General features: G+C 64.5%; 22 protein-coding genes and 1 pseudogene. 5 read left to right on the forward strand and 18 right to left on the reverse strand.

Annotation, left to right across the window (positions count from 1 at the left end; translation table 11 throughout):
* From RDM88_RS04615 to RDM88_RS04640, 6 genes are all read right to left on the reverse strand, one after another.
* The coding region (locus tag RDM88_RS04615; RefSeq protein ID WP_308753696.1) for a prepilin-type N-terminal cleavage/methylation domain-containing protein at window positions 1–2,425 on the reverse strand (2,425 nt) is incomplete at its 3' end.
* 215 nt (window positions 2,426–2,640) lie between these two features.
* Window positions 2,641–3,102 (reverse strand): type II secretion system protein, encoded by a 462-nt coding sequence (locus tag RDM88_RS04620; protein WP_308753697.1) that lies wholly within the window; start codon window positions 3,100–3,102, stop codon window positions 2,641–2,643.
* A 51-nt stretch (window positions 3,103–3,153) separates the two neighbouring features.
* Entirely contained in the window at window positions 3,154–3,609 is a 456-nt protein-coding gene (locus RDM88_RS04625; protein WP_308753698.1) for a type II secretion system protein, read from the reverse strand.
* Window positions 3,610–3,738: 129 nt separating this feature from the next.
* Complete coding sequence (locus RDM88_RS04630) at window positions 3,739–4,131, reverse strand: type II secretion system protein (RefSeq protein ID WP_308753699.1); 393 nt, start codon at window positions 4,129–4,131, stop codon at window positions 3,739–3,741.
* Between the two features lie 48 nt (window positions 4,132–4,179).
* Entirely contained in the window at window positions 4,180–5,247 is a 1,068-nt protein-coding gene (locus tag RDM88_RS04635; RefSeq protein WP_308753700.1) for a type IV pilus twitching motility protein PilT, read from the reverse strand.
* A 17-nt stretch (window positions 5,248–5,264) separates the two neighbouring features.
* Window positions 5,265–6,950, reverse strand: coding sequence for a GspE/PulE family protein (locus RDM88_RS04640; RefSeq protein ID WP_308753701.1), 1,686 nt, complete (start codon window positions 6,948–6,950; stop codon window positions 5,265–5,267).
* A gap of 66 nt (window positions 6,951–7,016) precedes the next feature.
* On the opposite strand from RDM88_RS04640, the gene RDM88_RS04645 reads away from it, so the two are divergent.
* Complete coding sequence (locus RDM88_RS04645) at window positions 7,017–7,784, forward strand: prepilin peptidase (RefSeq protein ID WP_308753702.1); 768 nt, start codon at window positions 7,017–7,019, stop codon at window positions 7,782–7,784.
* A 23-nt stretch (window positions 7,785–7,807) separates the two neighbouring features.
* Here RDM88_RS04645 and RDM88_RS04650 read toward each other — a convergent pair whose 3' ends face one another.
* From RDM88_RS04650 to spoVG, 12 genes are all read right to left on the reverse strand, one after another.
* Window positions 7,808–8,428, reverse strand: a complete 621-nt coding sequence (locus tag RDM88_RS04650) for a type II secretion system protein GspM (protein WP_308753703.1) — start codon at window positions 8,426–8,428, stop codon at window positions 7,808–7,810.
* Window positions 8,425–9,042, reverse strand: a complete 618-nt coding sequence (locus tag RDM88_RS04655; protein WP_308753704.1) for a PilN domain-containing protein — start codon at window positions 9,040–9,042, stop codon at window positions 8,425–8,427. Before RDM88_RS04655 ends, RDM88_RS04650 begins: the two co-directional genes overlap by 4 nt.
* A 14-nt stretch (window positions 9,043–9,056) precedes the next feature.
* Window positions 9,057–10,019 carry a pilus assembly protein PilM gene (gene pilM / locus RDM88_RS04660; RefSeq protein WP_308753705.1) on the reverse strand — a complete coding sequence of 321 codons (963 nt, stop codon included), beginning with the start codon at window positions 10,017–10,019 and terminating at the stop codon, window positions 9,057–9,059.
* Window positions 10,020–10,034: 15 nt separating this feature from the next.
* Window positions 10,035–11,222: a type II secretion system F family protein gene (locus RDM88_RS04665; protein ID WP_308753706.1), complete on the reverse strand. Its 1,188-nt coding sequence runs from the start codon at window positions 11,220–11,222 to the stop codon at window positions 10,035–10,037.
* 512 nt (window positions 11,223–11,734) lie between these two features.
* The gene (locus RDM88_RS04670) at window positions 11,735–11,863 is read right to left on the reverse strand and encodes a hypothetical protein (protein WP_308753707.1); all 129 of its coding nucleotides are present in this window, start codon (window positions 11,861–11,863) and stop codon (window positions 11,735–11,737) included.
* A complete protein-coding gene (locus tag RDM88_RS04675) occupies window positions 11,812–13,284 on the reverse strand; it encodes a recombinase family protein (RefSeq protein ID WP_308753708.1) in 1,473 nt (490 codons plus the stop codon). The genes RDM88_RS04670 and RDM88_RS04675 overlap by 52 nt, the downstream gene beginning before the upstream one ends.
* Window positions 13,285–13,432: 148 nt before the next feature.
* A complete protein-coding gene (locus RDM88_RS04680; RefSeq protein WP_308753709.1) occupies window positions 13,433–15,478 on the reverse strand; it encodes a diguanylate cyclase domain-containing protein in 2,046 nt (681 codons plus the stop codon).
* Between the two features lie 22 nt (window positions 15,479–15,500).
* A complete protein-coding gene (locus RDM88_RS04685) occupies window positions 15,501–15,857 on the reverse strand; it encodes an Hpt domain-containing protein (protein ID WP_308753710.1) in 357 nt (118 codons plus the stop codon).
* A gap of 485 nt (window positions 15,858–16,342) precedes the next feature.
* Window positions 16,343–17,809, reverse strand: a complete 1,467-nt coding sequence (locus tag RDM88_RS04690; protein WP_308753711.1) for a GntR family transcriptional regulator — start codon at window positions 17,807–17,809, stop codon at window positions 16,343–16,345.
* 195 nt (window positions 17,810–18,004) lie between these two features.
* Window positions 18,005–18,856 (reverse strand): dipicolinate synthase subunit DpsA, encoded by an 852-nt coding sequence (locus RDM88_RS04695; protein WP_308753712.1) that lies wholly within the window; start codon window positions 18,854–18,856, stop codon window positions 18,005–18,007.
* 95 nt (window positions 18,857–18,951) lie between these two features.
* Window positions 18,952–20,382, reverse strand: a complete 1,431-nt coding sequence (locus RDM88_RS04700; protein ID WP_308753713.1) for a D-alanyl-D-alanine carboxypeptidase family protein — start codon at window positions 20,380–20,382, stop codon at window positions 18,952–18,954.
* Window positions 20,383–20,550: 168 nt separating this feature from the next.
* Window positions 20,551–20,868 (reverse strand): septation regulator SpoVG, encoded by a 318-nt coding sequence (gene spoVG / locus RDM88_RS04705; RefSeq protein ID WP_308753714.1) that lies wholly within the window; start codon window positions 20,866–20,868, stop codon window positions 20,551–20,553.
* Between the two features lie 191 nt (window positions 20,869–21,059).
* Between spoVG and murC the strand changes: the two genes are divergently transcribed.
* The 4 genes and pseudogenes from murC to RDM88_RS04725 all read left to right on the forward strand — a co-directional run.
* On the forward strand, window positions 21,060–22,421 hold the full coding sequence (gene murC / locus RDM88_RS04710) for a UDP-N-acetylmuramate--L-alanine ligase (RefSeq protein ID WP_308753715.1): 1,362 nt from the start codon (window positions 21,060–21,062) through the stop codon (window positions 22,419–22,421).
* Window positions 22,422–23,284: 863 nt separating this feature from the next.
* Window positions 23,285–25,876 carry a DNA polymerase I gene (gene polA / locus RDM88_RS04715; RefSeq protein ID WP_308753716.1) on the forward strand — a complete coding sequence of 864 codons (2,592 nt, stop codon included), beginning with the start codon at window positions 23,285–23,287 and terminating at the stop codon, window positions 25,874–25,876.
* Between the two features lie 67 nt (window positions 25,877–25,943).
* On the forward strand, window positions 25,944–26,393 hold the full coding sequence (gene rimI / locus RDM88_RS04720) for a ribosomal protein S18-alanine N-acetyltransferase (protein WP_308753717.1): 450 nt from the start codon (window positions 25,944–25,946) through the stop codon (window positions 26,391–26,393).
* A pseudogene (locus RDM88_RS04725) lies at window positions 26,390–26,548 on the forward strand (tRNA (adenosine(37)-N6)-threonylcarbamoyltransferase complex transferase subunit TsaD); the annotation flags it as partial. The gene rimI and the pseudogene RDM88_RS04725, both read left to right, overlap by 4 nt.

Here is a 26,548-nt window from a genome sequence, read left to right on the forward strand (position 1 = left end):
CGCCGCCCGCGTAGCTTCCCCCGGCGGCCAGCGTCCGGCTGACCGCCGTTTCGAGCGTGCCGCCCCGCGCCGCGCCGAACAGACCGCCGGCATAGCTGCCGCCGCCCGTGAGCGTGTAGTCGAGGACCAGACGGCCCTCCCCCGCTCCGCCGCTGCCGAAATGGGGGTTCACCTCCGCGGAGAGGCCCGTACCCGCGTAGACCACGGCGCCCGCGGACACCGTCCGGTAGCTGCCGCCGATGCTCTCCCCGACAAGGCCGCCGACATAGCTTCCCGTTCCCGTGACTTGCGAAAGCGCAGAAAAATCCGCGGTTCCGCCCGAAATGCCGGGGAGCGGGGAGGGAATCCCCGTCTGCCCCACAGGCGGGACGGGCGGCGTCCGCGACGCGTCCCCCACCCGCGCCCACCAGGGATTTTGCAGGGTGTTGTCGGGCTTATAGCTGTTGCCTGTGTAAAGCGAAACCCACCGTCCGCCCTCCCAGGTGACCTGCGCGCCCAGCGCGTAGGCGTTGTGCCCGTAGCGCTGCTCCCATTCGGGCCATTCCCCGTCCGCGTCGGGCGGGGGAAACGGCTTCCACACCGACGCGCCGGACGGTGTGCCCGGCTCAAAGTGGAACACGTCGTAGCCGGGGAGGTCCGCATAGGCGTACCAAATGCCCTTATGCGCCACCACGTCGCCGCGTCCGTAGAGAACGTCCGCGTCCCACGCGGTCACGTCGGGAAAATCCGGGTCCGCCGGCGCGCCGCACTCCTCCCAGTAATCCTCCGCCTTCTGGTTCTGCGGCGGGACGCCGCGCAGATCCTCAGGAATGTCCTGAATGCAGCGGTAATAGGTGCTTCCGTGCTTGACGACGTCGCCCCTCTGGTAGGCGTAGCCGTTCACCCACCTGTCGCCCGGCGCCGGACGGTTGGACGGGACGTCCCCGCCGCCCGAACCGCCCGAGCCGCCCGCGTCGTAAAGCGGTTCCCCGCGGCTGCGCAGGTGGCAGTCCTCAAGCCGCGCGCCGTTCGCCCGGCCCGCGAACGCGCCCACATGGTCCGCGCCCGCGACGCGCGCGTCCTCCAGGACGAGGCGTTCCAGGCCGGCTCCCGAAAGCTCGGCGAACAGCCCCACGAAACTCGTCCGGGGGCTCGGCGCCGGGTTCTTTTTGCCCGCGTCCTCCCACGCGGGGTCGATCGTCAGGCCGGTGATCACCCCGTGGGTCTCCCCGTCCGGAGGCGAAACCTTATACGCCCCCGTGAACGCCTCCCCGTCGGGGAACCGCGTGGGGACGAAGTTCAGATCGTTCGGCGAGCGGTAGTCGTTTTCGGCGACCCGCCAGTCGATGACCGCCGCGGTCTGCAAAAAGGTGCTCCCGCTCGCTGCGTAGCGCATGTTGTTGAGGTGCCGGGCGTTCCTGAGCTCGTAAATCGTCACGCCGCCCGGCGCGCTCTCCCCGGCAAAATAGGCGTGCTCCTCGTTGGACCTCCCGACGGCCTCCTCCGCGCCCGGGGCCCTGGCGGCCACCTCGGCGGTGATCAGGCCCGGCCGGATGCCCGGATACCGGCTCACGCTGTGGTGCAGGCAGTCGAGCACCAGAATCATCCGGCCGCTGGACGAATCCTTATAGAGGACGCTGCCGCCGGTGGGGGTATCCTCCGCCACGGATACGTCCGCGACCTGGAGCTTAAAGAAATTGGGCAGCCCGGGAAGCTCCAGCACCTGCGCGCCGTCCTGATAGATCCGCAGGTCGTAGGTGACCGACTCGTCGTAGGGCACCGGGGTCACGTCGTTCCATTCGACGGTGAGACGCTCCCCGTTCTCGATGCGCACGACCGGCGCCTCGAGCGTCATCGCGCCGCCCAGCTCGCCCGTGTAGTCCACGCCGTAATAGCCCTGCCGCTTGCGCTTCAGGTCGTCGCGGCCGCGGCTGACGACATTCGTCCCGTCCGACTCCGCGCCCTCATAGCCGAGCGCGCCCGCCCGCTCGCTGTAAAAGACCGCCCGGACGACGCCGGTGGTCCGGTTGTATTCGATGAGAATGGAATTTTCAAGCACCCCGGCGTCCGCCAGATAGGGACGCAGCACCTTGTCGAGGACAGGGTCCCCGCCGCCCGTCCTGCTGATGCGCAGCGCGCGGATGTTGCCCCTGTTTTTATCGAGCTCCTCCGCGCCCGGGGAGGGCTTCACGTCCGCTTCGAGGTCCACCTCCCGGCCCTCGGCGTTCAGCTCGTCAAAAAGGCTGGTGCCGCGCGCGTTTGTAAACGCCTCCTGCGCGGACAGGAAGATCGTCCGGGCGCTCTGGTTGAGCCGCACCGACTCGGCGCTGCGGTACCACGCCAGAAAGGAGGGCGTCACGACGGCCAGCAGGATGCCGATCACGGCAATGACCACGACCATCTCCACGAGGGTGAACCCGCGCCTGTGATTTTGTTTTCCGCGCATCGGTTCATCCCTCCCTTTGCAAGCTCCCGGGCGGCGCGCTCAGCTCCCGTATCTTCCCGCGGCGCCGTCCGGCATGACGCATTCCGCGCGGACGGCCGCCCAGTTTTCAACGGTAACCGTATAGGTCGCGGGGAGCCCGCCCGTCAGGTAGCCGTCGAGCGGCCCCGCCTCCCCGGCGAGCTTTTTGACAAATTCTCCCGTGCCGCGTTTCCCAGCTAAATAATCCAGTCCAAATAATCGAAGCCCTCGGGGTAGACGTAGGCGTTCTCTCCCGCAAAGATGGTTGCCCCCTTGACTTCAAAGTGATATATCACAACCATCCATTGGTCGCCGGGGACTTCCCCGTCGATGTAGCTTTCCAGCCGGACGCCGCCGCCGTTGGGCACGTCGTAGGAATAAAAGATCCCATTTCCATATTTGGTCAATTGGTTAAACTGATACCGTTCGCCGTCAAGCGCGCCCACGCAGTTCGCATAGCCGTTCAGCATCTCCTCCGCGACATAGGCCTGCCCAGCCGTGCAGAGCTGCTTGGCCGCCGCCTGGTATTTCATCTCTTTGGCGGTTGTGATATACCGCGTCATCAGCGGCGCGACCAGCGCGATCAGCACCGCGATGATCGCGATCACCACGATCATCTCAAGCAAGGTAAAACCCCTGCGGCGATCCTTCTTCAGCATATTGCTCCCCTCCTTACGGGTCCGGCCGCCCGGCGCCGGAAGCGTCCGGGACTAGCCGTACGGGTCAAAATCCGGCGGATAAGCGTATTGCGTTTCCCCTTCCATAACCACCGCGCCCTGTACCCCAAACTCCTCGACGATCACCGACCACTGAGTGCCCGGTACCTTCCCGTCGAGATACTCGTCAAGGCGGATGGTCCCGTATGCCGTCGCGTTGTTCAGGACTCCGTTTCCATTTTTGGAAAGCAGGTTGTATTCCGAAGGGGGGTCCTCATCGACACAGTTGGCACAGCCGTTCAGCATCTCCTCGGCGATATACGCCTGCGCGGCGGTATAAAGCTGTTTGGCGGCGGCCCTGTACCGGGTTTCCTTCGCCGAGGCGATATACCGCGTCATCAGCGGCGCGACCAGCGCAATCAGCACCGCGATGATCGCGATCACCACGATCATTTCAATCAGCGTGAAGCCGGCCTTCCGCCGGCATTTTTGCAGCGCAGTCATCGTCATCCATCCCTTCTCCGAAACCGTCTGCTCCGGAAAGGGGCCTTCCGGCGGGAAGGCCTCTTCTCCGCAAAAGACGGGGAACCAATCCCCGGGAGACCCGGGGATTGGTTCTTCTGTCAAATCCTGTTAATGTCAGGTTGTGGAAGAGGACAGCGGGTAGTTGCCTGTAACACCGTCGACCACGATCGTCACATCACCCACCTCACCGTCAGTGACATCTATAGTAGGATCAGCACTCGGCGCATTGTCGAGGAAGCCCTTAATGGCACTGATATCGGACGAGGTAAAGCTGTCAATGGTGTCCGCGTCCACGCCATCGAGCACCTTCTCCGCGACGTAAGCCTGCGCGGCGGTGTAGAGGGACTTCGCGGCGGCGTCCGCCTTGGTCTGCTTGGCGGTGTTGATGTAACGGGTCATCAGGGGCGCGACCAGCGCGATCAGCACGGCGATGATCGCGATGACGACGATCATCTCAATGAGGGTAAAGCCTTTTTTGCGGGTTTTGGTGAGATACTTTTGAAACATCTCTGGTTCCTCCTTCAATATAATACAATCTATAAAACCTTGTGGGTTTTAACCTTCTGAAAGCCCGACAAGCCGCCGGAAGACCTCCCGGTCGGTGCAGCGGTCGAGCGCGTCCTCCAGGCTCACCTGCCGTTCCCGGCAGAGCTGCGCAAGCGACGCGTCCATCGAGAGCATCCCCTGCTTGACGCCCGTCTGGAGGACCGAAGCGATCTGGTGGCCCTTGTTCTCGCGGATGATGCTGGCCACCGCGTCGTTCACGAGCAGCACCTCGAACGCCGCGACGCGCCCGCTTCCGCCGACGCGCGGCAAAAGCTGCTGCGATACGACCGCCCGCAGAACCGACGCGAGCTGGGTCCGGATCTGCTGCTGCTGATGGGGCGGGAAGACGTCGACGATCCGGTCGATCGTGGCAGCCGCGCCGGTCGTGTGCAGCGTGGAAAAGACGAGGTGCCCCGTCTCGGCGGCGGTCACCGCCGCGGAAATCGTCTCAAGGTCGCGCATCTCCCCGACGAGGATGACGTCCGGGTCCTCCCGCAGTGCGCTGCGCAGTGCCTGCGCGAAGTCCGGCGCGTCCCTGCCGATCTCCCGCTGGTTCACCATGCAGCGCTTGTGCGGGTGCAGGTACTCCACCGGGTCCTCGATCGTCAGGATATGCCCGCTGCGGGTCCGGTTCACATGATCGAGCAGTGCCGCCAGCGTGGTGGATTTGCCGCTGCCCGTCGGGCCGGTCACGAGCACCAGCCCGCGCGGGAATCCGGCCATCCGCTCGAACACCTTCGGCAGCCCGAGGCTTTCGATGGTGGGCAGCTCCTCCTGCAAAAGGCGGACCGCCGCGGCCGGGCCGCCGTTCTGGTGGTAGAGGTTCACGCGGCAGCGCCGCCCGTTTTCGTCGCGGTAGCAGAAATCCGCGTCCTCCATCCCCGGCCCGAAGGAGATTCCCTCCCTGCCACAGAGCTCGGATATCAGCGCGCCGACCGCCTCCTCCCCGAGGATGGGCGCGTCGGGCAGCGGCCGCAGGGACCCGTTCTGCCGCATGATGGGGGGCAGGTCCCTGGTCAGGTGGAGGTCGGAGCCGTCAAAGGCCCTCGCCCTCTCCAGGTATTCGTCAATTTGCATGGGCATCCCCTCCCGGTTCATTCGATGTTGTAGGTAACGCGGAGGTACTCCGCGAGGGTGGTTTTTCCCTCCCGCACGAGGTCGGCGAGGTTATCCTTGAGGAAGCGCCCGCCCAACGCGCGGATGGAATCCCGGAACTCCTGGACCGACGCGCGCTGCACGACAAGCTGGCTCAGCTCGTGGCGCATCGGCACGACCTCGTGGATGGCCGTCCGGCCGAGATATCCGGTGAAGTTGCAGTGCGCGCAGCCGCTCCCGCGGTAAAACGTCTTCGGGCGCGGCCACTCCCAGAGGGAGAGCTCCTTTTCGTCCGGCTCGTATTCCCGCTTGCAGTGGGGACAGACCAGCCGCACCAGCCGCTGGGAGACGACCCCCACCACCGCCGAAGCGACGATATAGGGTTCCACGCCCATATCCACAAGGCGCATGAAGGTCGACGCGGCGTCGTTCGTATGGATGGTAGTGAGCACGCGGTGGCCGGTGATCGCCGCGCGGGCTGCGATGCGGGCGGTCTCCACGTCGCGGATTTCGCCGATCATGATGATGTCCGGGTCCTGCCGGAGGATTGAGCGCAGCCCGGAGGCGAAGGTGAGCCCCGCCTTCGGGTTGATCTGCACCTGGCTGATGCCGTCGACCAGCTTTTCCACCGGGTCCTCGATCGTCACGACGTTCACGTTCGGCGTCGAGAGCTGGTGGAGGACCGCGTAGATCGTGGTCGACTTGCCGCTGCCCGTCGGACCCGTCACAAGGATGATTCCGTTGGGGCTGCGCATCAGCTCCTCCAGACGCGCGTAGTTTTCCGCCGAGATGCCCGTGTCCCGCACGTCGACGATGTCGAGGGTGTTGTCCCCCATGATGCGCAGCACCGCTTTTTCGCCGTAGACGGTGGGCAGGGTGGAGACGCGCAGATTGACCGCCTTTCCGTCCACGTCTGCAGAGAACCGCCCGTCCTGCGGCACGCGGCGCTCGCCGATGTCGATGCCCGAAAGGATTTTCAGACGGGTGATCAGCGAGACGTGCACCGACGAGTTCAGGAGCATCGCCTCGATCAGCTCGCCGTCCACACGGAAGCGCACGCTGACGTTCTGCTTGCCCGGCTCGACGTGAATATCCGAGGCGCGCATGTGGTAGGCCTGCGCCACGATCGAATTGAGCAGACGCACGACCGGCGCGCCCTCGACGCGCTCGAGCATGTCGCTGTAGTCCTCGCCCCGGATGGGATCGGCCACGTCCTCGTATTCGCGGTTGAACTCCTCCAGCGCCGATTCTGCGCCCTGCTGGGCATAGCAGCGGTGGATCGCGTCGTTGAGGTCCCGCTTGGTGGCGAGCACCGGGACGATCTGCATGCCGGTGACGAGCCCCAGCTCCCCGAACGCGTAAAAGTCGAGGGGATTGTTGGTGGCGACGGTCAATTCCCCGCCCTGCACCCGTAGCGGGATGAGCGAATACTTCTGGGCCAGCTCGCGCGGCACCAGCTGCACCGCCGCCCGGTCGATCCGCTCCTCCTCGAGGTCCACAAACGGGACCTCCAGCCGCTGCTGGAGCGCGAGCATGAGGTTGTGCTCGGTGACATAGCCGTTCTCCACGAGCAGGTCGCCCAAACGGCCGCCCTTCTCCTTTTGGAGCGCGAGGGCCTCGTCAAGTTTTTCTGGGGTCAGGAATCCGGCCTCGACCAGGACCTGTCCCAGCGGTAGGTTTTTCAAAGGCGCACTTCCTTTTCCGCCGGATTTGTGATAAAGTAGCGGTAACACCGCCGGGGAGGGATCGTTTTGCTTTGGTTATTTGAACGGCTGCCGGCCGCGCTTGCCCTGTTGTTCGGGCTGGTGGTCGGCAGCTTCCTGAATGTCTGCATCTACCGCATCCCGCTCGGGATTTCGGTCGCGAAGGGGCGCTCCTTCTGCCCCTCCTGCGGGGAGAAGATCGCATGGTACGACAATGTCCCGCTACTGAGCTTTCTTGTGCTGCGCGGCCGCTGCCGACGCTGCGGGGCGCGGATATCGCCGCGCTATCCCGCGGTGGAGACCGCGAACGCCCTGCTGTGGCTCCTCTGCTGCCTCAGCCACGGGTACTCCGCCGGAACGCTCCTGCTCTGCCTCGCGCTCTCCGCGCTTCTCACGGCGGCGATGATCGACCGCGACACGGGGATCATCCCCGACCGCATCTCCGTCTTCCTCGCGGCGCTGGCCTGCTGCTCCCTCTTCACGCCGGGGTTTCCCTCCCCGCTCGCACGGCTGGGCGGCGCGCTCTGCGTGAGCGTGCCCATGCTGCTCGCCGCGCTCCTCTGGGACGGGTTCGGCGGGGGCGATATCAAGCTGTGCGCCGCCTTCGGGCTGCTCGCGGGCTGGCGGCTTTCGCTGCTCGCCATCCTCTTCGCTTCGGTCTCCGGGGCGGCGTGGGCCGTCTTCCTGCTCCTGCGCAGGGGCGCCGGACGGAAAACCGCCTTCCCCTTCGGGCCTTTCCTCGCGGCGGGCATGGGGCTGTCGCTCCTCTGGGGGGAGGAGCTCATCGGCTGGTACCTCTCCCTCTTCCTGCTTTAGGAGCCCCCGCCCCGGCCTGCCAGTCAGGCAAAGCCGAGGTCCCCCTCCGGCATGCGCACCCCGTAAATCCGCACGGTCGCGGAGACGCGCGCCTCGTCGCCGTATTCGTTCTCCGAATTGAAGTCGATCTGCAGGTGCTCCACCCGCAGGCAGAAGCTCTTCTCGTTGAGCGCGTCCACGAACGCCTTGGCGTTCTCATAGCCTCCCGTTGCCAGCAGGTTCACCTCGCTGAGCATCAGGAGGCTTTCTTCTTCTCCTTGCTCCTGCGAATCCGCCGCCTCGGAAAGGATTTCCGACTCCCGGACCGTACGGTAGGGGGAAATCTGTAGGTTCTGCACATGCAGCCCGTGCTCCTCCATCAGGCCGTTGAGGATGTTGTCGATCGTATAGCTGTTGAGGATGCTGTGGAAGGAACCGTAGTTGTTCTCCGCCTCCCGCGCCGCCTGCCGGTACTGCTTGGCGAGCCCGCCGTCGCGGAGGATCTCCTCCATCTCCGCCCGCTCGGCGGAGACCGTCTGCAGGCGCTGCTGCTCTTCGAACAGCTTTTCATGCAGCGGCATCATCCCGAACCGGAAGACGCACACGGCCACGATCACCACCGCCAGCAGAAAGAGCAGCCGCTTTTCCCGTTTCGTGAGGGTCATGGCGCCGCCCCCTCTCCCGCCGGGTTCCACAGCCTGCAGGTGACGGTGAAGGCGTATACGCCGCCCTCCCGCGTCCTGCGGTACTGGAAGCCCGAATAGCCGACCTCCTCGAACACGCCCGCGCCGGTGAGGTTTTCGGCGTATCCTGCGGGCGCGTCCTTGTCGGCGGAGACGCAGGCGATCTCCATCGTGTCGCCGTCAAAGGTGTACCGCTCGACCGTCACGTTGGCGGGGCGCTGCGCCTCCACCTGGTCAAAATCCACCGAGGAGAGCCGCCGCGTCCCCTCGAGCACCTCTATGTACCGTTCGCTCTTCTGGTTGTAGCGCATGAGCGCGTCCCGGGAGGCGCTCATCTCCGCACGCTCCCCGAACTTTTCCGCGTTGGCCGGCGCGGCGAGGTACGCCTCGTTACGGGAGATCTCCTCCTTCAGGTCGGAAATCTGCCAGGAGATCAGCGTCCCATGGACGGCGGCGGACGCCGCCAATATGACGGCCGCGCCGCCGGCCAGCAGCAGGGTCCGGCGGCGGGCGCTGCCCCGGCCCCGGCGCTCCTGCCGCCTGAGCGCGGCAAAAAAGTTGATATCCCTTTTCTTTGGAACCTGACGGACCCGCAAGCGCGCCGCCCCCTTTATAACCGAATCGCCGCTCCCACGGCGTAGAGATATTCGCTGTATGGAAAGTCCCCGGGGCACCTGAGGCCTCCGGGCGCCGCCGCGGGCGCCGTATCGACGCGCAGCGTCTCCCGGAGCTCCCCGGCCAGCCGCGGATCGTCCGACAGGTCGGAGCAGAGGAAAATCCGTCTGACCGGCCGACGCTTATCGTGCATCATCTGGAACTGGACGAGACGGGAAAGCTGGGCCGTCGCCGCGCGGGCCAGCCGCTCCTGGCGGCTTTCGGCGTCCGGCGCTTCCGGCACGAGCGAGGAGAGGATATACTCGTTCTCTACCGGGCTCTTCGGGGCCGCGACCTGCGCCTCGCGGTAGAGGCGGGTCCCGTCTTCGCCGCCGAAAAGGCTCAGGCAGAGCTCGTCCTCCCGCACCCCCGCGCAGATCACCGTCTCCTCCCTCGAGAGGTCCCGGTCGAGCTGGAATGCCTTGAAGGCGGCGTTGGACGCCACGTCGAACGCCTCGGGCGAAAAGCCGGCCTTGCGCACGGCGTCCCGGTAGCCGTCGACGAGAGAGCGCGGCGTGACCGCGCACCACGCCCGGAAAAACCGCTTCCCTTCCCGTTCGGTCTCGCCGAGCAGGACGTAATCCATCAGGCTCTCCTGCTTGGAGACGGACAGGTGCGCCGCCTCCTCCGCCAGGATCCGGTCGAGGTCCCGCGGCTTGGCGGCGGGCACCTCCAGCTCACGAAAGGAGATCGCCGGACTCGTCACCGCGAGGCACATCCGTTTGCCGCGCAGCCCGTTTTCCCGCGCCACGCGCGCCAGCGCCTCCCCAAGCTGGGAGGAATTGACCACGATGCCGTTTTTGACGCAGCCCTCGGGGGTGGCGATCCGCCCGAAACCGGCGATCTCCACCCCGCGCCCCCTGCGGCGCGCCGAAACCATATGGATCCATTGCGCTGAAATTTCCACAGATAAAATCATCTGAAAAACCCTCTCCTACAGGACCGTCCCGTACATGCTGTAGATCGGCAGCAGCACCGCCGCGATCACGATGCCGATGATAACCGCGATCACGACCATCATCAGCGGCTCCACCAGCGTCACCATCCGCTGCATCGCGGTCTGCGCCTCGTCGTCGTAGAACGCGGACAGTTTGGCCAGAATCCGGTCCAGGCTGCCCGACTGTTCCCCGACGTAGATCACCGAGGTGACCATCGGGTCGAATAGCTCCGTCTTTTCAATCGCGGCGGAGAGCATCTCCCCCTGCTCGATGTCCTGGACGACCTGGCCAAACCGCCCCTCGATATAGCTGTTGCCCAGCACGCTCACCGCGATGCTCACGGTGTCCAGCATCGAAATGCCGCTCGAATAGAGGATCGAAAGCGCGTCGGTCATCCGGGAGACATAGACGGTCATCATCAGCTTTCCGAAGACCGGAATCCGGATTTTGAACCGGTCGATCCACATGCGCACCCGCGGCACGCCGGACAGGAAGATCCAGCCGAGGCCGAGCAGAAGGACCGCGACGATCAGCAGATACCAGCGGTTGATCAGGAAGCTGCTCACGGCCATGACTCCCCTGGTGATGGGCGGCACCTCGGCGCCCTCGAACATCGTGAAAAAGCTCGGCAGCACGAAGACGAAGAGGCCGATCACGACCCCGAGCGTGACGCAGACGAGCAGCACCGGGTAGACGAGGCTGCTGCGCACCTTGTTGAGAATGCGGTTCTCCTTCTCATAATGCTCGGCCATCCGCTCCATCACCCGGTCGAGCGAGCCGCTCAGCTCGCCCGCCTGGACCATGTTCACGAGCAGGGGCGGGAACACGCCCTCCTGCTCCTTGAACGCCTCGGTCAGCGAGAGGCCTTTCTGGATGTCCTCGTAGAGGCGCAGATAGGCCTTGCGGGTCTTTGGGCGGGCGGCGCGGCCGCAGAGGATGTCGATCGCCTTGAGGACGGTGACGCCGGCGGCGAGCATCGTGCTCATCTGACGGCAAAAAAAGGCGACCTCCTTGAGCCTGATGCGCTGAGGCCTGTGGGCATCCTCCCCGATCTCCTCCAGCTTCAGGCTGTAGAGGCCGCCGTCCTTCAGCTTCCGGAAAGCCGCGTCGCGGCCTTCCGTCTGAACAACGCCCCGAAAGATTTTGCCGTTTGCGTCCCTGGCAACATATTTGAAACTCTGCAAAACGGCGGCCTCCTTTGGGAAAAATTCGGGCAGGAAAGTTTTCCTTCATTCCGGGCTTTTTAAGACAGTCACATTTATGTTTTGCAACAAATTGGTCAAGTTGATGTGTTACCATCCAAAAGTATTTCCTTTTTTATACAATTTCGCCCGTTTTATTTGGTGATATTATAGCAGTTTCCCATTGTTATTTCAAGAGTTTTGGAGCTTGATCAGAATGGAATATTTTATATTTTTGCATTTTCCTTTTGTATTTCCTTCTTTTCAATCATCGAAAAAAATGTTTTGTGACCGCAATTCCATAATTTACATGATCTAAAAATCCATAAAACCACAAAACCGTCCGGGCCTCTGTCCGGACGGTTTTATGCACAATTCCAGACTGGAATTCTCTGTTTTTCGCTAATTTCCGCAAAAACAAACATTTACCCACCTGATCAAGCATCGGCGGACTGCGTTTCCTGCATTTCGTTCTCTCCGCGCCGCCTCCCAGGCGCGCCAGGCAGGCATCAATTCTACCGCTTTTCCGTGATGTCGGCGCAGCGCAGCCTGATCACAAGCGCTTTATCCGCCGACGCCTCGATCCGTTCGATCAGTCCGAGCGCGAGCCCGCGGCTGAGGGTCTCGGCGCTGAGAAGCTCCATCGCGCGGGCGCGGAAGTCCTCCCGCGCCTCCTCCCGCCGCCGCGCGGCGGCGAGTTTCTCCGCGAGCGCCTCCTCCTGCCGCCGCAGCCGCCCGGCGAGCGCGTCGAACGCCTCCTCCTTGACCCGGCCCTCCGCCCGGTCACAGTAGAGGGACGCCAAAGCGTCGCGCGACCGTTCGAGCCTGCGCGCGAGCGTCTCCGTCTCCTCCCCCGCGGGGCCGGCGGCCTCCTCCTGGCGGGCCACCAGGCGCTTGAGGCCTTTGTAGGGCCGGCGGCCTCCTCCGCCAGCCGGGCGGGGTCCCGCACCCGCGTGAGCAGCCCCGCGAGGGAGGAACGGACGGCCTCGAGCACCGTCTCCTCCCGCAGGTAGTGGGCGGCGCAGCGGTGTTCCCCGGGGTTCCGCTTCCAGCCCGAGCAGACGAAGTAACGCGCCTTGCCGTTCGACCAAAGGGTCATCGGCGCGCCGCAGTCCGCGCAGAAAAAGAGCCCGGTCAGCGGCTTGGGCTCCGCGGATTTCCGCCGCGCGGCGTAGCCGCGCACCGCGAGCAGCTCCTGCGCGCGCTCGAACGTCCCGGGCGAAACGATCGCCTCGTGCGTCCCCTCCGCGACCAGCCATTCCTCGCGCGGTAGGCGGCGCACTCGGCTCAGCTTGTAGCTGACCTTCTGGGACATGCGGGAGACGAGGTCCCCCCGGTAGGTCGGCATCGACAGGATGCGCCGCACCATCGGGTAGCTCCACCCCGCGCCGGGCTTTTGGCCGCAGGCCATCCGCTTGCCCGCCGAGGGGGTGGGGACCCCCTGTTCCGTCAGCCGCCGGGCGATGGCCGACACCGTCTGTCCGCCGAGGAACCAGGCGTAGATCCGCCGCACCTGCGCGGCCTCCTCCTCCTCGATCACGAGGCGGTTCCTGTCCGCCGGATCCTTGCGGTAGCCGTAGGGCGGATAGGTCCCGATGAACTTTCCCATCTGCCGGCGCGTCTGGAGCGCGGCGCGCACCTTACGTGAGATGTCCTTCGCGTAGAGATCGTTGAAGACCGCCCGGAAGGGGGTCATGTCGCTCTGCTCGGCGGCCGTGTCGATGCGGTCGTTCACCGCGATGTAGCGGACCCCCCGTTCGGGGAAATACCGCTCGAGGTAGTAGCCCGTCAGGATGTAGTCGCGCCCCAGGCGGGAGAGGTCCTTGGTGAGCACCGTGTCGACCCGGCCCGCCTCGATATCCTCCACCATGCGCAGGAAGCCCGGCCGGTTGAAATTCGTCCCCGTATAGCCGTCGTCCGCGTAAATTTCCACGACGGGCAGGCCGTTTTTCCCACAGTAGTCCAGCAGGAAATCCCTCTGGTTCCGGATGCTCTGGGAAGCGCCGTCCCGGTCGCCGTCCTCCTTGGAAAGGCGCAGGTAGAGCGCCGCGCGCGCCGCGCTCACGGCCTTTTCCGCCCCTGTTTTTCCATGCGGCCCACCCCCTGCACCAAATATATGCCGCGCGGCGGCGGGCCATGCGCCGGGGGCTCCCGGACGTAAAAAGGCCGCCGCGAAGCGGCGGTCTTTTGTCACGGTATTCCGGCGAACCGGCTCAGGCGTCCATCGGCGAAAGCACGCTCAGGACCCCCTGCATCGAGTCGTCATAGAAGCGGTAGCGGTCCTTCCCGCCCTTTTTCGCCACATACAGCGCCTGGTCCGCCGCGTGGAAGAGCGGGTCGTACTGCGTGCCGTTTTCCGGCGCGAGGGCGATGCCCATGCTGATCAGGATTTCAAACGACTGGTATTCCCCGTGGAGCGCGTCGAAAATCCGCCGGATCACCGGCTCGATTTCGCCGCTGTATTCAAGGAAGATGAGGAATTCGTCCCCGCCGATCCGCGCCGCGATGTCGCCGCCGCGCACGCTCTTCTGCACGAGCTGCGCCACGTGCTTGAGCACCTCGTCCCCGAACATGTGGCCGTAGCGGTCGTTGGCCTCCTTGAAGTTGTCCAGGTCGAAGAGCACCATCGCGTAGGACCTGTCCCCGCCGGCCAGCGCCATCTGGATCCACCGGCGGGCGGCGGCGTGGTTGTTGAGCCGCGTCAGCGAATCCTGCTCGGCCATCCGCTTTAGCTGCTTCAGCCGCAGCTGCTCCTCGTGGTCGTCCACGAATTTTCCGATGATGCCGACGACCCGCCCGGTCCCATTGCCATCCCAGAGGGGACGGGCCACCGCCTTGTACCAGCGTTTCTCCCCCTTGACGTTGAGGCAGTAGGTCCCGCCGACAATCGGCCTTTCGGGGGTCGCGCGGCGCAGGCGGCTCTGCAGGTCGAGATAGTCCTCGAGCAAAAAGACCTCGAGCAGCTCCCCGTTTTGTTCGGGGCGCTCGATCAGGACGTTCAGCCCCAGCTGCCGCGCCCCCCATTCGGACAGGGTGAGCAGGTTGGACTGGTAGCTGTATTCAAACTGGATTTCATTGGACATCGACGCGAAAAACTGGTACTTGGTCCGCTCCTGCTCCAGCAGGGTGAGCGTGCGGTTGGACACCTTCGAGCCGGCGATCGCCTGGGTGGAGAGCTCCCGGATGTTCGCTTCGGAGACGTCGTTCAGCGAGCGGAGGCGGAGCTCCTCCTCCAGGTAGGGCCCCATCTCCCGCAGGCATTGGAGCAGGAGCGGGTGAAAGGCTCCGCACTCCCCGCCCAGGATCATCCGCATGGCCGCGCCGTGGGGGAACGCCTGCTTGTAGACCCGCGTGCTCGTCAGCGCGTCGTAGACGTCCGCGAGCGCGACGACCTGGGCCTCGATCGGGATTTCCTCCCCCCGGAGCCCGTCCGGATAGCCGCCCCCGTCATACCGCTCGTGATGCCAGCGGCAGATGTTGTACGCCACCTGGAGCAGCTCCTCCTGGTGGCGCAGGAGGGCGTCCTCCATGATCTGCGCGCCGAGGGCGCAGTGGGTTTTCATAATCTCATATTCCGCGGGCGTCAGGGGGCCGGGCTTATTCAGGATCTCCTCCGGAATCGAAATTTTCCCCACGTCGTGCAGCGCGGAGGCGTTGACGATCAGCGCCGTCCGGGCGGCCGTCAGGGGATAGCGGTCGGTGATCTCCTGGAGCTTGCGCAGGAAAATTTCGGTGAGGGTGCGGATGTGCAGCACATGCAGCCCGCTTTCCCCGTTGCGGAACTCAACGATGTTGGATAAAATCTCCACCATCAGAAAGTTGTTCCGCTCCTTCTCCACGATCTGCTCCGTCACCATTCCTTCCAGCGCTTTCTGCTTGGAATAGAGCATGATGGTGTTGCGCACACGGCGCTGGACCGTCTTTTCATCAAACGGGCGGCTGATGTAGTCGGTGGCCCCAAGGTCGTAGGCGTGGTCGATGTAGGTGGACGCGGTCTCCGAGGAGATGGTGATGACGGGGATGTGCCCGATCCAGCCGTTCTTGTTCATGAGCGCCAGGACCTCGAAGCCGTCCATCTCCGGCATGACGATATCCAGCAGGACAAGGGAGAGCTCCTCGCTGCGCTGGTGCAGGATGCCGGCCGCCTCCACGCCGTTGGCGGCTTCCAGGATCTCGTAGTCCTCCGAAAGCATATCCGCCAGCAGGGAGCGGTTCATCTCCGTATCGTCCACGATCAGTATCATGCCCTGTTTTTTCATGGCCGTCCTCTTTCCAAATCCTTTAAGCCTGCCCCAGCTCCCGGATCGCGTTGATGGTTTTCTGGTAGTCCTCCCCGACCTGCCTGAGCAGGCCGGGCACGGAGTCCGTGAAAGCGCCGCCGCGCAGCTCCTCGCTCAGGGCGCCGGCGGACCGGTACAGGGCTGTCAGCCCCAGGTTCAGGCAGACGCCCTTGATGGAATGGGCGGCCCGGAACGCTTCCTTCGCGTCCCCGCCCTCCACCGATCTGCAAAGCAGGCCGTAACTGGGCTCCCCCGGAAACTTGAGCAGGAACCGTTTCACGCGGTCCTCATTCCCCATCCGGCGGAGCACATCCGCATAGTCCGCCCCCAGAAGGGCGTAGCATTCCTCAGTCGTCATGGCCCTGCGATCCCCTTTGCTCCGCCCGCGGGCGGTCGATTACAATCTTTTGCCGCCCCTTCCCGGGCTTTTCCCCGGAAAGCGGCGGCTGCTTTCCACCCTATAAGCGCCTTGATCATCACGATACTTCTATATTAGCGTGTTTGTGACCAAGAAGCAAGATGAATCTGAAAATTTCGAGTCGTTTCCCATCGAATTCCGCCGCGCGGAAAGGCCCCGGCCCGCGCCTTCTGGCGCGGGCCGGGGCCTTTCGCGGCAAAGCGCGGGACGCCTACCGCTCCTGTTCCTCCCGCAGGACGCGCAGCAATTCCAGCAGCAGTTCCCGCAAAGAGGGGCCGTCCTCCGGGGCGTAGACGAGCCGGACCGTCAGTTCTGTCTTTCCCATGCGCCCACCTCCGACACAGTATATGAGCCGCCGCGCCGCGCAATGCAAAATGGAAAACCGAAAAAAGGCCGCCGCGGTGACCGCGGCAGGCCTTTTCGATTCAGCCCGGGACTTCCGGCACGACGGGTTCCCGCTCCCAGCGGATTCCCCATTCCCTCAGCCTGTCTCCCACCCCCTCGAGGATACGGAACATCAGGCCGCGGAAGGCATTGGCAAACCGCCCGGCGTCCCCCGTCTCCAGGCCGGCGCACATCTCGCCGATCGGCTCCCGGCGCTCATCGGAAACGACGTTCTCCCTCTCGAGGAAGCGGAGGATGACTCCCCAGCTGAACAGGTCGGACATCTGCCCGTAAAGCTCCCGCAGGGAGGGGGAGGCGTCGGAATCTGCCACCAGCTCCATACAGATGAGGGGGATGATATTGTAGGCGGTTTCACTCCGGAACATCTCCGCCGCGCGGCGGACCCCGTCCGGCTTAAAGTGGGGGAAGGCTGCCAGCATGACCGGCTCTCCCGTCAGCGCGAGCAGCTGCACCGTCTGCAAAAAAATCTTCAGGTTTTTGCGCACCGCGGGGGCCTGGAGCCCCTGGCGGGCGACGCGCTCCTCCTGCGGGATGACCCGCGTGCCCCGGCCGTTGATCGTCTCGGTCAGCCCGAGCTGGCCCAGCAGCACGAGCGTCCTGCGGATCGTGATCACCGAGACGCCGTATTCCTCCGCGAGGTCGGCGGCGGAGGGGAGGAACTCCCCGATCCGGTAATCCCCTGCGTAAATCTTCCGGATCAGCTTCATGGCGATGAAAAAGCCCTGCTGCGGCCTGCCCTTGTAGACGCGCCAGGTGAAGGGGACCTGCTCGGGCTCGGACGCGCCCGCGTACCGGGAGGCGAGCTCTCCAAAATGGGCGCGGACATGCGCGTCGCAATCCTCGAAAAAGCGGTCGAACAGCGTCCGAAGCTGCTCAGAATCCCCCGCGCGCCGCACGGCGATCATCCTCATGAACTTGCGGCGCAGAATTTCCGAATCCAGTTCATTCTCCGCTTCATCCGCAAAAAGGCCCCGCAGGTAGGTCATGCGGCTGAAAACGGAAATTTCCCAGAAAAAGGACGAGAGCAGCGAATTGTCCAGCGGCGCGAGAATCCGGCAGAAGCACTGGAGCTGCGTCTGGAGGTTCTGCACACGTATCTTTTCCACCAGGCGGGCGAGGTCGTCTAGCCCCTCCCCGTCCATCAGCAGAAGCCCCCGCAGAAAAATGTCCGGCAGAATCTGTTTCGACATCCGGGAGAGATCGAGGATGGAATCTCGTCTGGCCGTGAAATAGGCGACGCACACCTCGCGGCACTGGTTTTCCGGCGCTCCTCTGGCCACGACCGCGTTCCTCCCGCGCGAAATCGAGAGGTAGCCCTCCTCCTCAAGCATGTGGTAGGCCTTGCGGATGGTGCGCGTCGAGACGCCGAACATCTCGCGCACCTCCCCAATCGAGGGCAGAACGTCCCCCTCCTGATAGAACCCCAGAAAGATGCGGGAGAAAAAGTAGTCATATATCACGCTGTAAAGACGCTGCTCCCTGTTCAAACGTGCCTCTCCCTTTCCATAAAACGCCAATTTTTATGTTACCGTTCTTATGTTATCAGTTTACCGTCTAAAAGTCTATCCCCATTTTGTAAATACTTTCACTATCCGTCTTATTTACGCGGCCTTCCCTTTCGCATCCTCGCCGCATGTGCTTCCGCTCCCCGCCGCCCGAATCGTGGTCCCTTGCGCTCCACCCTATTTATAAACCGCCGGGAGCCGCCTTTGGGGACAGGCGCGAGCGAAACGCCCGGCCCACAAAGCCGGACGTTCCGGGCGTTTGCAGGGTGGTGCAAATGTCCGCCCCACCCCGCCCGGCTTTGAAGCAAGATCGATCAGCAGCGTATCCGGGTCCAGCTTTTCAAGGACGCCGGCGGTGAGGATGCGGGCGGGCACTGTGTTGAAGAGAACGTCCATCCCCCGGACATGCTCCGCGAGCGCCGCGATATGTACCGCGCGGCATCCCTCCGCCTCAATCTCGGCCAGGTCGCCGTGTTTGCGCGCCGCGACTGTGACCTCTGCGCCCATCCCGCGCAGGATGCGCATCAGCGCCCTGGAGATCCGCCCGTGTCCGGTGATCATGCAGCGGGAGCCGAACAGGGAGATCGGCAGCTCCTCCATCGCGATCGCCGCCGCGCCCTCGGCGGTGATGACCGCGTTTTTTACGCAGAGCTCCTCCCGTTCAAAGTAGTCGATGATCGTAACGCCGCAACTCTCGGCCAGCGCGCGCATCGCGGGGCTCACCCTGCCGCCCAGCACGCAGGCGCCCGGCTTGAGCCCCGACAGACAGTCGCACACCCGCACCTTCTGTTTGGAAAAAGGCGCGTTCACATGCCGCTCATCGGTGCTCATCGGCAGAGGAAAGATGATCACGTCACACTGCGGCAGGACGTCCTCCGGATCCTCGGTGCACACCAGGCTTTTTTCAAGCGCGCTGTTCGTCTCCAGCAGCATGGCGTAAACCGTTTTTCCCTGTGCCGCCAGACGATTTGCGACATGCGCCTGGCGCAGGTCCCCTCCGACGACGGCAAAGGTTTTATATGCAGTCATAAAAGTACCCCCATAGGATTTTACTGGCATACTCACGTATACCCCATCCTATGAGGGTCTTTTCGATTCGGTGATTGCCCGGCGGGCGAATCCCCTTATTTCAGCTCTTCCACGTCGATGATCCGGATTTTATCCTTTGCGTCCCTGCCCGTGCGCACGTCGATGAAGGCTTCCGGGCGCGGGTGCGGCCGCGCCTGCGGCGGCGCGGCGCGGTTCACACGTCGGCGTCTCCTGCGCTTTTTGCGGTAGCTCGCCCGCACCGCCGCGCGCACGACCAGCAGCAGGACCGCCAGCCCCAGCAGCACGCCTCCAAGGATGCCGGCCCAGCGCAGGAACGCGGGGAACGGGCTTTTTCCCTCATCCTCCTGCGGCGCGCCGTCCGCGGGCAGCGCCTCCGGCTGCGGCAGCGAAAGGGTGAGCGGAACGGTCCCCACGACCTCCTCCATCCGCCCGGGGGGCGAGGGGAGCACCAGCTCGGCGCGGGCTTCGGCGGCCGTTTCGGGCGTCAGCGGGTCGGGGATGGAATAGCGCACCCCCAAATCGTCCGCCGTCGTCCCGGCGGGGAGCAGCACGGAGGCCTCTCCCTCCGCCGTGAGAGCGGCGGAGAGCGCCGCACCGTCCGCGCCGGTGCAGGGGACCTCCCGCGGCTCGATCTTCGAGGCGGGCACGGCCGTCCGCGAGAAAGCGCCGAAGCCGTAGTCGAAGAGGTTGGTCGAATCGATGTACTGCGCGTCGATGACCCCGTCCGAGTGGAGCACGATGCAGATAAGGGTCACGCCGCCCCGCTCGGCGAGCGTGACCAGCGTGTGGCCCGCCTCCTCCGTCCAGCCCACCTTGCCCGCGAACGCGCCGGGATAGGTGTCGTTCAGCGTGAACATATAGTTGCGGTTGTTGAGCCGCCGGGTCTCCGCCTGCTTGTTGGTGGGGGGGATCTCATAGTGGGTGGTGCCCGCCAGCGTGCGGAACTCCGGATGGCGGCAGGCCTCCCGCGTGATGACCGCCATGTCGCGCGCCGAGGTGTAGTGCGCCGTGTTCGGCAGGCCGTTCGCGTTTACAAAGTTGGTGTTCTTCAGCCCGAGCTCGGCGGCGCGGCTGTTCATCCTCCGCGCGAACGCCTCGAGCGAACCGCCCAGGTGGACGGCGAGCCCGTTGGCCGCGTCGTTGGCCGATTCGACCATCATCGCGTATTCCAGCTGCTCGACGGTGAGCTGCTCGCCCCCCGTCAGCGCGATGTGGGTGGTGTCGCGCGGAACCGCGAAGACCGCCTCGTCGGTCATCGTCACCACGTCGTCCGGCCGCGCCTCCTCCATCGCGAGCAGGCAGGTCATGATCTTGGTGATACTCGCCGGATACATCCTTTTGTCGGGATTTTTCTGGTAAATCACCTGCCCGGTGTCGGCGTCCACCAGGATTGCCGCCTCCGCATAGAGGGTCGGCGGCTGCGCGGGGTTCTGCTCCGCCGCTGCCGGAAGGGAGAGGAGCAGCGCAAAGAGGAGCGCCGCCAGAAGATTCAGGAACTTTCGCATGGCTACCTCGTCGTTATCAAGTATTCGCGGCAGGGCCGCGGACTATCGCCTGTGGATTATTTTAACACAAAATCCGACGGGGTTTGCGTGCGCCGCGCAAAAATTAACAGATGCTTAACAAATGCCGCAAGGGCAAAAATACCGCCCCGCGTTCCCGCGGGGCGGTATTCATTCCTCGGCGTCCTGTCCGGCGTGCAGGTGCTCTTCGAGCTGCTGGGCGGCCTGCTGCGCCGCGAGGTGCTCCTGGTAGGCGGAGAGGATCGCGTCCTCGAGCTGGCGGCGGGCGGCGGTCGTGATCGGATGGGCGATGTCCCGGAAGGCGCCGCTGTCGTCCCTGCGGCTGGGCATTGCCACAAAGAGGCGTTCCGGACCCTCGATGACCTTGATGTCGTGGACGGCCAGTTCCCCATCGACCGTCACGGATACCAGCGCGCGCAGGCGGGTATCCTGATAGGTACGGCGGATTTTGATATCGGTGATCTGCATGGTGAATTTCCTCCTCGGGTTTTGTCAAAGATGCTACCGATAGTATTCGGCGGTTTTCCAAAAGTTATGCACTGCGCCGCGCCGCACTTGAATTTTTCACCAATCCGTCCTATACTACATACAAGTAAAATATCCAAGCAAATTTGATGGGAAAGGCTCGCCGCCTTTCCTTTTTGGAGTTGAAAGCGCGCATGTTTGACGGAAGCCTCCTGAAAACGGTAAAGCACATCCATTTTATCGGCATCGGCGGGTCGGGAATGTTCCCCATCGTGCAGATTCTGCACGCGCAGGGGTATTTCATCACCGGCTCTGACAACAACGAATCCGACACCGTCTCGCTCGAGCGCAGCATGGGCATCCCGGTCGCGCTCGGCCAGCGCGCCGAAAACATCGACGGCGCGGACCTCATCATTTATACCGCCGCGATCATGGCCGACAACCCCGAGCTGATCGCCGCGAAAAAAAGCGGGGTCCCCACCGTCGAGCGCGCGGAAATCCTCGGCTACCTCACGAGCCTCTACCACGCGTGCATCTGCGTCTGCGGCACCCACGGCAAGACCACCACCACCGCCATGCTCACCCAGATCCTGCTCGGCGCGGGTCTCGACCCGACGGCGGTCATCGGCGGCAAGCTGCCCGCCATCGGCGGAAACGGCCGCGTGGGCGAAAGCGACGTCATGGTGTGCGAGGCGTGCGAGTTCAACGACCACTTTCTCCAGCTCGACCCCGACGTGGCGGTCATCCTCAACGTCGACGCCGACCACCTCGAATATTTCGGCACGATCGAGAACATCATCAAATCCTTCCACACCTTCGCCGGCATGGCGGGAAAGGCCGTCATCGTCAACGGCAGCGACGAAAACTCGATGAAGGCGGTCTCCGGCATCACGGGCAAGGAGATCATCACCTTCGGCTGGGAGGAGGACTGCGACTACTCCCCCTCCGGCATCGTCCACGAGGGGGCCGTCTCCATCTTTGACCTGCTCCATCACGGGGAATCGCTCGGCCGCTTCACCATCCACGTGCCCGGGCGGCACAACATCCTCAACGCCGTCGCCGCGATTGCCGCCGCCATCCATGCGGGCGCGCCGGTTCCCGCGATCGCCGAGCACCTCGCGAAGTTCCGCGGGGCGGGGCGGCGGTTCGAAATCCTCGGCACCGTGAACGGGGTCACGATCGCGGACGACTATGCCCACCATCCCGCCGAGCTGGCCGCGACCCTCCGCGCCGCCAAGGAGCTCCCCTTCCGCGAGGTGTGGGCGGTCTTCCAGCCCTTCACCTATTCGCGCACCCAAATGCTGATGGACGACTTTGCGCTCGCGCTCGTGCTCGCCGACCATGTCGTCATGTCCGAGATCATGGGCAGCCGCGAAAAGAACACCTACGGCGTTTACACCAGCCAGCTCGCCGAAAAAATCCCCGGTTCTGTGTGGTTTCCCGAATTCCCCGAGATCGCCAAATACGTCATGGCAAACGCCAAGCCGGGCGACCTCGTCCTCACTCTCGGGTGCGGCGACGTCTACAAATGCGCCAAGCTCATGCTTCAGGAATAGCTTTATTCAGAAAAGGGCCCACCGGCATAGCCGGTGGGCCCTTTCGGTTTACCGCACATAAAACGGCACGGCTTGTCGGCAGTTGGCCGACGGCGGCTTTAGGTTTTCCGCCCTGCGGTCGGAGGGCATGCCGGTAGTCGACCGGCGGCGAGTTCCTTTCTTGTTCGCCCAAGAAAGGAACCAAAGAAGGGCGCCTAAGAACCCTCCGCCGGGTTCTTAGGAATCTCCGGGAGTACCTTGCCAAGACCCGCGAACTGCCGCCGCTCCCCACAGGTACACTAGCTGAGGGCTCAACCTAATCTCGGCACTCCCAGCAACAGGAAACGGAAAGCGCGGAGTATTCGTCAGGAGGGGGCACACGGGGGAGAAACTTTGTTCCCGAAGGGAACGCCACTTGAGAAATCCGGCCCCGAAGGGACCGGGTCCGCGCAGCGGACTCAAGCCGGGGTCGCGGGGCGGAGCGCCCGCGACTGCGGCCCGCAGGCCGCGTTTCGGAGGCCAACCGCCGAAGGCGGCTCTTAGGCCGGAGATCGGCCGTCGCGCGTAAGCGCGCTCCGGGCGCAGCCCGGGCAGGCCGCCTAAGCCCCCTGCGGTTTCTTTCCCCTATTTCTTGGGCGGCCAAGAAATAGGGTCGCCGCCGGTCGACTACCGGCAAACCCTCCGACCATAGGGCGGAAAATCTAAGGCCGCCGCCAGCCGACTACCGACAGGTTCCGCCGCTCGATGAGCGGACAATCTTAGGCCGACTGCCGGCAGGCTCCGCCGCTCACTGAGCGGCAAATCTAAGCGCGCCGCCATAGGCGAAAAACACATTTTTGCCCGGGCAGGCCGCCCAAGTTTACCCGGAGAAAGGATCGTTGCTTATGAAGCTGCTGGCGATCGACGGCAACAGCATTTTAAACCGCGCCTACTACGGCATCAAGGCGCTGACCACAAAGAACGGGGAGTTCACCAATGGCATCTACGGGTTCCTGAGCATCCTGCTCAAGCTGCTCGACGAGGTGCAGCCGGAGGCGGTGGCGTGTGCGTTCGATCTGCACGGGCCGACCTTTCGGCACGAGATGTATGACGGATATAAGGCACAGCGCAAGGGGATGCCCGATGAGCTGGCCTCCCAGATGGAGCCGCTCAAGGAGCTGCTGGGCGCGCTCGGATTCACGATCGTCACCTGCCAGGGCTACGAGGCGGACGACATCCTCGGCACGCTCGCAAAGGCGTGCTCCGACGGCGGGGACGACTGCGTCATTGCGACCGGCGACCGGGACAGCCTCCAGCTCGTGGGGGGGCATGTCTCGGTGCGGCTGGCGACGACCAAGATGGGCCAGCCCGCCTCAACCCTCTACGACACCGCCGCGGTGGTGGAGAAATACGGGGTCGAGCCGCCCCAGCTCATCGATGTGAAGGCGCTGATGGGCGATGCCTCGGACAACATCCCGGGGGTGGCGGGCATCGGTGAAAAGACGGCGCTGGCGCTCGTATCCCAGTACCACGACCTCGACGCGATCTACGAGCACCTCGGCGACCCGTCCATCAAGCCGGGCGTGCGCAAAAAGCTCGAGGAGGGCCGCGGGATGGCCTACACCAGCCGCAGGCTCGGGGAGATCTGCTGCGAGGCGCCGATCGACGCGGAACCGGGGCGCTACCTTCGGGGACCGGTCGATCAGAGGAAGGCGGCCGCTCTCTTCGCGCGGCTGGAGATGTTCAAAATGATGGAACGCTGGGGCGTCGACCCGCAGGCCGCCGCCGGAGAGGGCGGCGACGCGCCGCCTGCGGCGGCGCGCAAGCCGTCCGGGCCGCTTGCGGTCGCGGCGGACCCCGCGGATTTTGCCGGCTGCGTGGCCGCTGCGGGCGGGGCGGATGTGATCGCCGGCCTGGACGGCAGCGGCGGCATCGCCGCCGTGCTTCAGGACGCGTTGTTGCTCGCGGGGAAGGACGCGGCGGCGGAACTGCTCCGTTCGGACACGCCGCTGCGTGTGTGGAGCAGCAAGCCGCTCCATCGAGTTGCGTATAAAGAGGATAAATATATACAAAATGTAAAGTTTGACGCGGAGCTGGCGGCCTATCTGCTCAGCCCGACGAGCGCCGTTTACGACCCGCTGCAATTGGCGGCCCAATACGGCATCGCGCCGCGCGAGCTGGCGGGCGAGGTGCCGGAGGCCTATGCCGGTCTCGCGGGACAGGCGGCGGTTTTGAGCGAGCTGTGCGACCGGCTGGCGGAAGAGATCGCGGAGAAGGGACAGGAAAAGCTGCTCTTCGAGATCGAGATGCCGCTCGCGCGGGTGCTGGCGGGCATGGAGTGTGAAGGATTTTCCCTTGACACGGACGCGCTGCGGGAATACGGCTGCGAACTCGACGGCCGCCTGGAGGAGCTGCACGCGGGCATCGTGGGGCACGCGGGGTACGACTTCAACCTCAATTCGCCCAAGCAGCTCGGGGAGGTCCTCTTCGTAAAGCTCGGCCTGCCCGCGAAAAAGAAGACCAAGACGGGCTACTCGACCAATGTGGACGTGCTCGAAGCCCTGCGGTCCCACCATCCGATCATCAACCTGATCCTCGAATACCGCAAGCTCTCCAAGCTCAAATCCACCTATGTGGACGGGCTCCTCAAGGTGGTCGGGCCCGACGGGCGGGTGCGTTCCACCTTCCAGCAGACCGAGACGCGCACCGGGCGGATCAGCTCGACCGAGCCGAACCTCCAGAACATCCCGGTGCGCACCGAGGAGGGCAGCAGGCTGCGCCGGTTCTTCCGCGCGCGGGAGGGCTGGAAGCTGGTCGACGCCGACTATTCGCAGATCGAGCTGCGGGTGCTGGCCGACCTCGCGGACGACGAAAACATGATCGCCGCGTTCCAAGGCGGGGAGGACATCCACACGACCACCGCCGCGCAGGTGTTCGGCCTGCCGGAGGAGATGGTCACGCCGGTCATGCGCTCGCGCGCCAAGGCGGTCAACTTCGGAATCGTCTACGGCATCGGGGCGTTTTCCCTTTCGCAGGACATCGGCGTCCCGGTCGCCGAGGCGGACAGCTACATCAGGAACTATCTGGAGCACTACGCGGGCGTCCGCCGGTATATGGAGGACACCATCCGGTTTGCGCGGGAGAACGGCTATGTGAAGACCCTCTTCGGCCGCCGCCGCTACCTGCCCGAGCTGGCCGCGTCCAACAAGGTGACGCAGGCGTTCGGGGAACGGGTCGCGCGCAACACCCCCATCCAGGGGACGGCCGCGGACATCATCAAGATCGCCATGGTGCGGGTGTTTGAACGCCTGCGCCGGGAGGGCCTGCGCGCCCGGCTCATTTTGCAGGTGCACGACGAACTGCTTGTCGAGGCGCCCGAAGAGGAGGTCCCGGCCGCGACCGCGATCCTCAAGGAGGAAATGGAACATGCCATTACGCTTAAAGTCCCCCTTGTGGCCGACGCCAACGTCGGGGACAACTGGCTCGAAGCCAAATAGGCCGCGCCGCCTCCGGCTGCTCTCCCGTCTCTCGGGCACGCCCCAGTACCTCGTCCGTTTCGGGCGGATGACCGGGGCGGACGTGGCGGGGGTGGCCGAAATCGAGGCGGAGTGCTTCTCCCAGCCGTGGAGCGCGCGCACCCTCGCGGGGGAGCTGGAAAACCCCTGCGCGGTCTTCTTCGTCGCCCGCAGCGGGAGCCGTGTGGTCGGCTACGCCGGGATGCACCGGGTGCTCGACGAGGGATACATCGCGAACGTGGCGGTCACGGCGGAGTTCCGCCGCCGGGGGGTCGCCACCGCGCTCATGAAGCGGATGTTCCTCTACGCCCGGCGGGAAAAGCTCGGCTTTCTGACCCTCGAGGTGCGGGAGGGAAACCGCGCGGCCGTCGCCTTCTACGAGAAGCTCGGCTTCGGCGCGGTGGGCCGCCGCCGCAATTTTTACGCCAGCCCGGCGGAGGACGCCATTTTGATGACGGCGTTTCTGACGCGGGGAGAGCAGGAGGAGACAGCGACATGAAAATTTTAGCGATCGAGAGTTCCTGCGACGAAACCGCCGCCGCCGTGGTGGAGGACGGGCGCAGGGTCCTTTCGTCGGTCATCAATTCGCAGGTGGCGGAGCACCGCGTCTACGGCGGCGTGGTGCCGGAGATCGCCTCCCGCCGCCACTGCGAG

The organism is uncultured Anaerotruncus sp., from assembly GCF_902490045.1.
Taxonomy (GTDB): domain Bacteria; phylum Bacillota; class Clostridia; order Oscillospirales; family Ruminococcaceae; genus Anaerotruncus.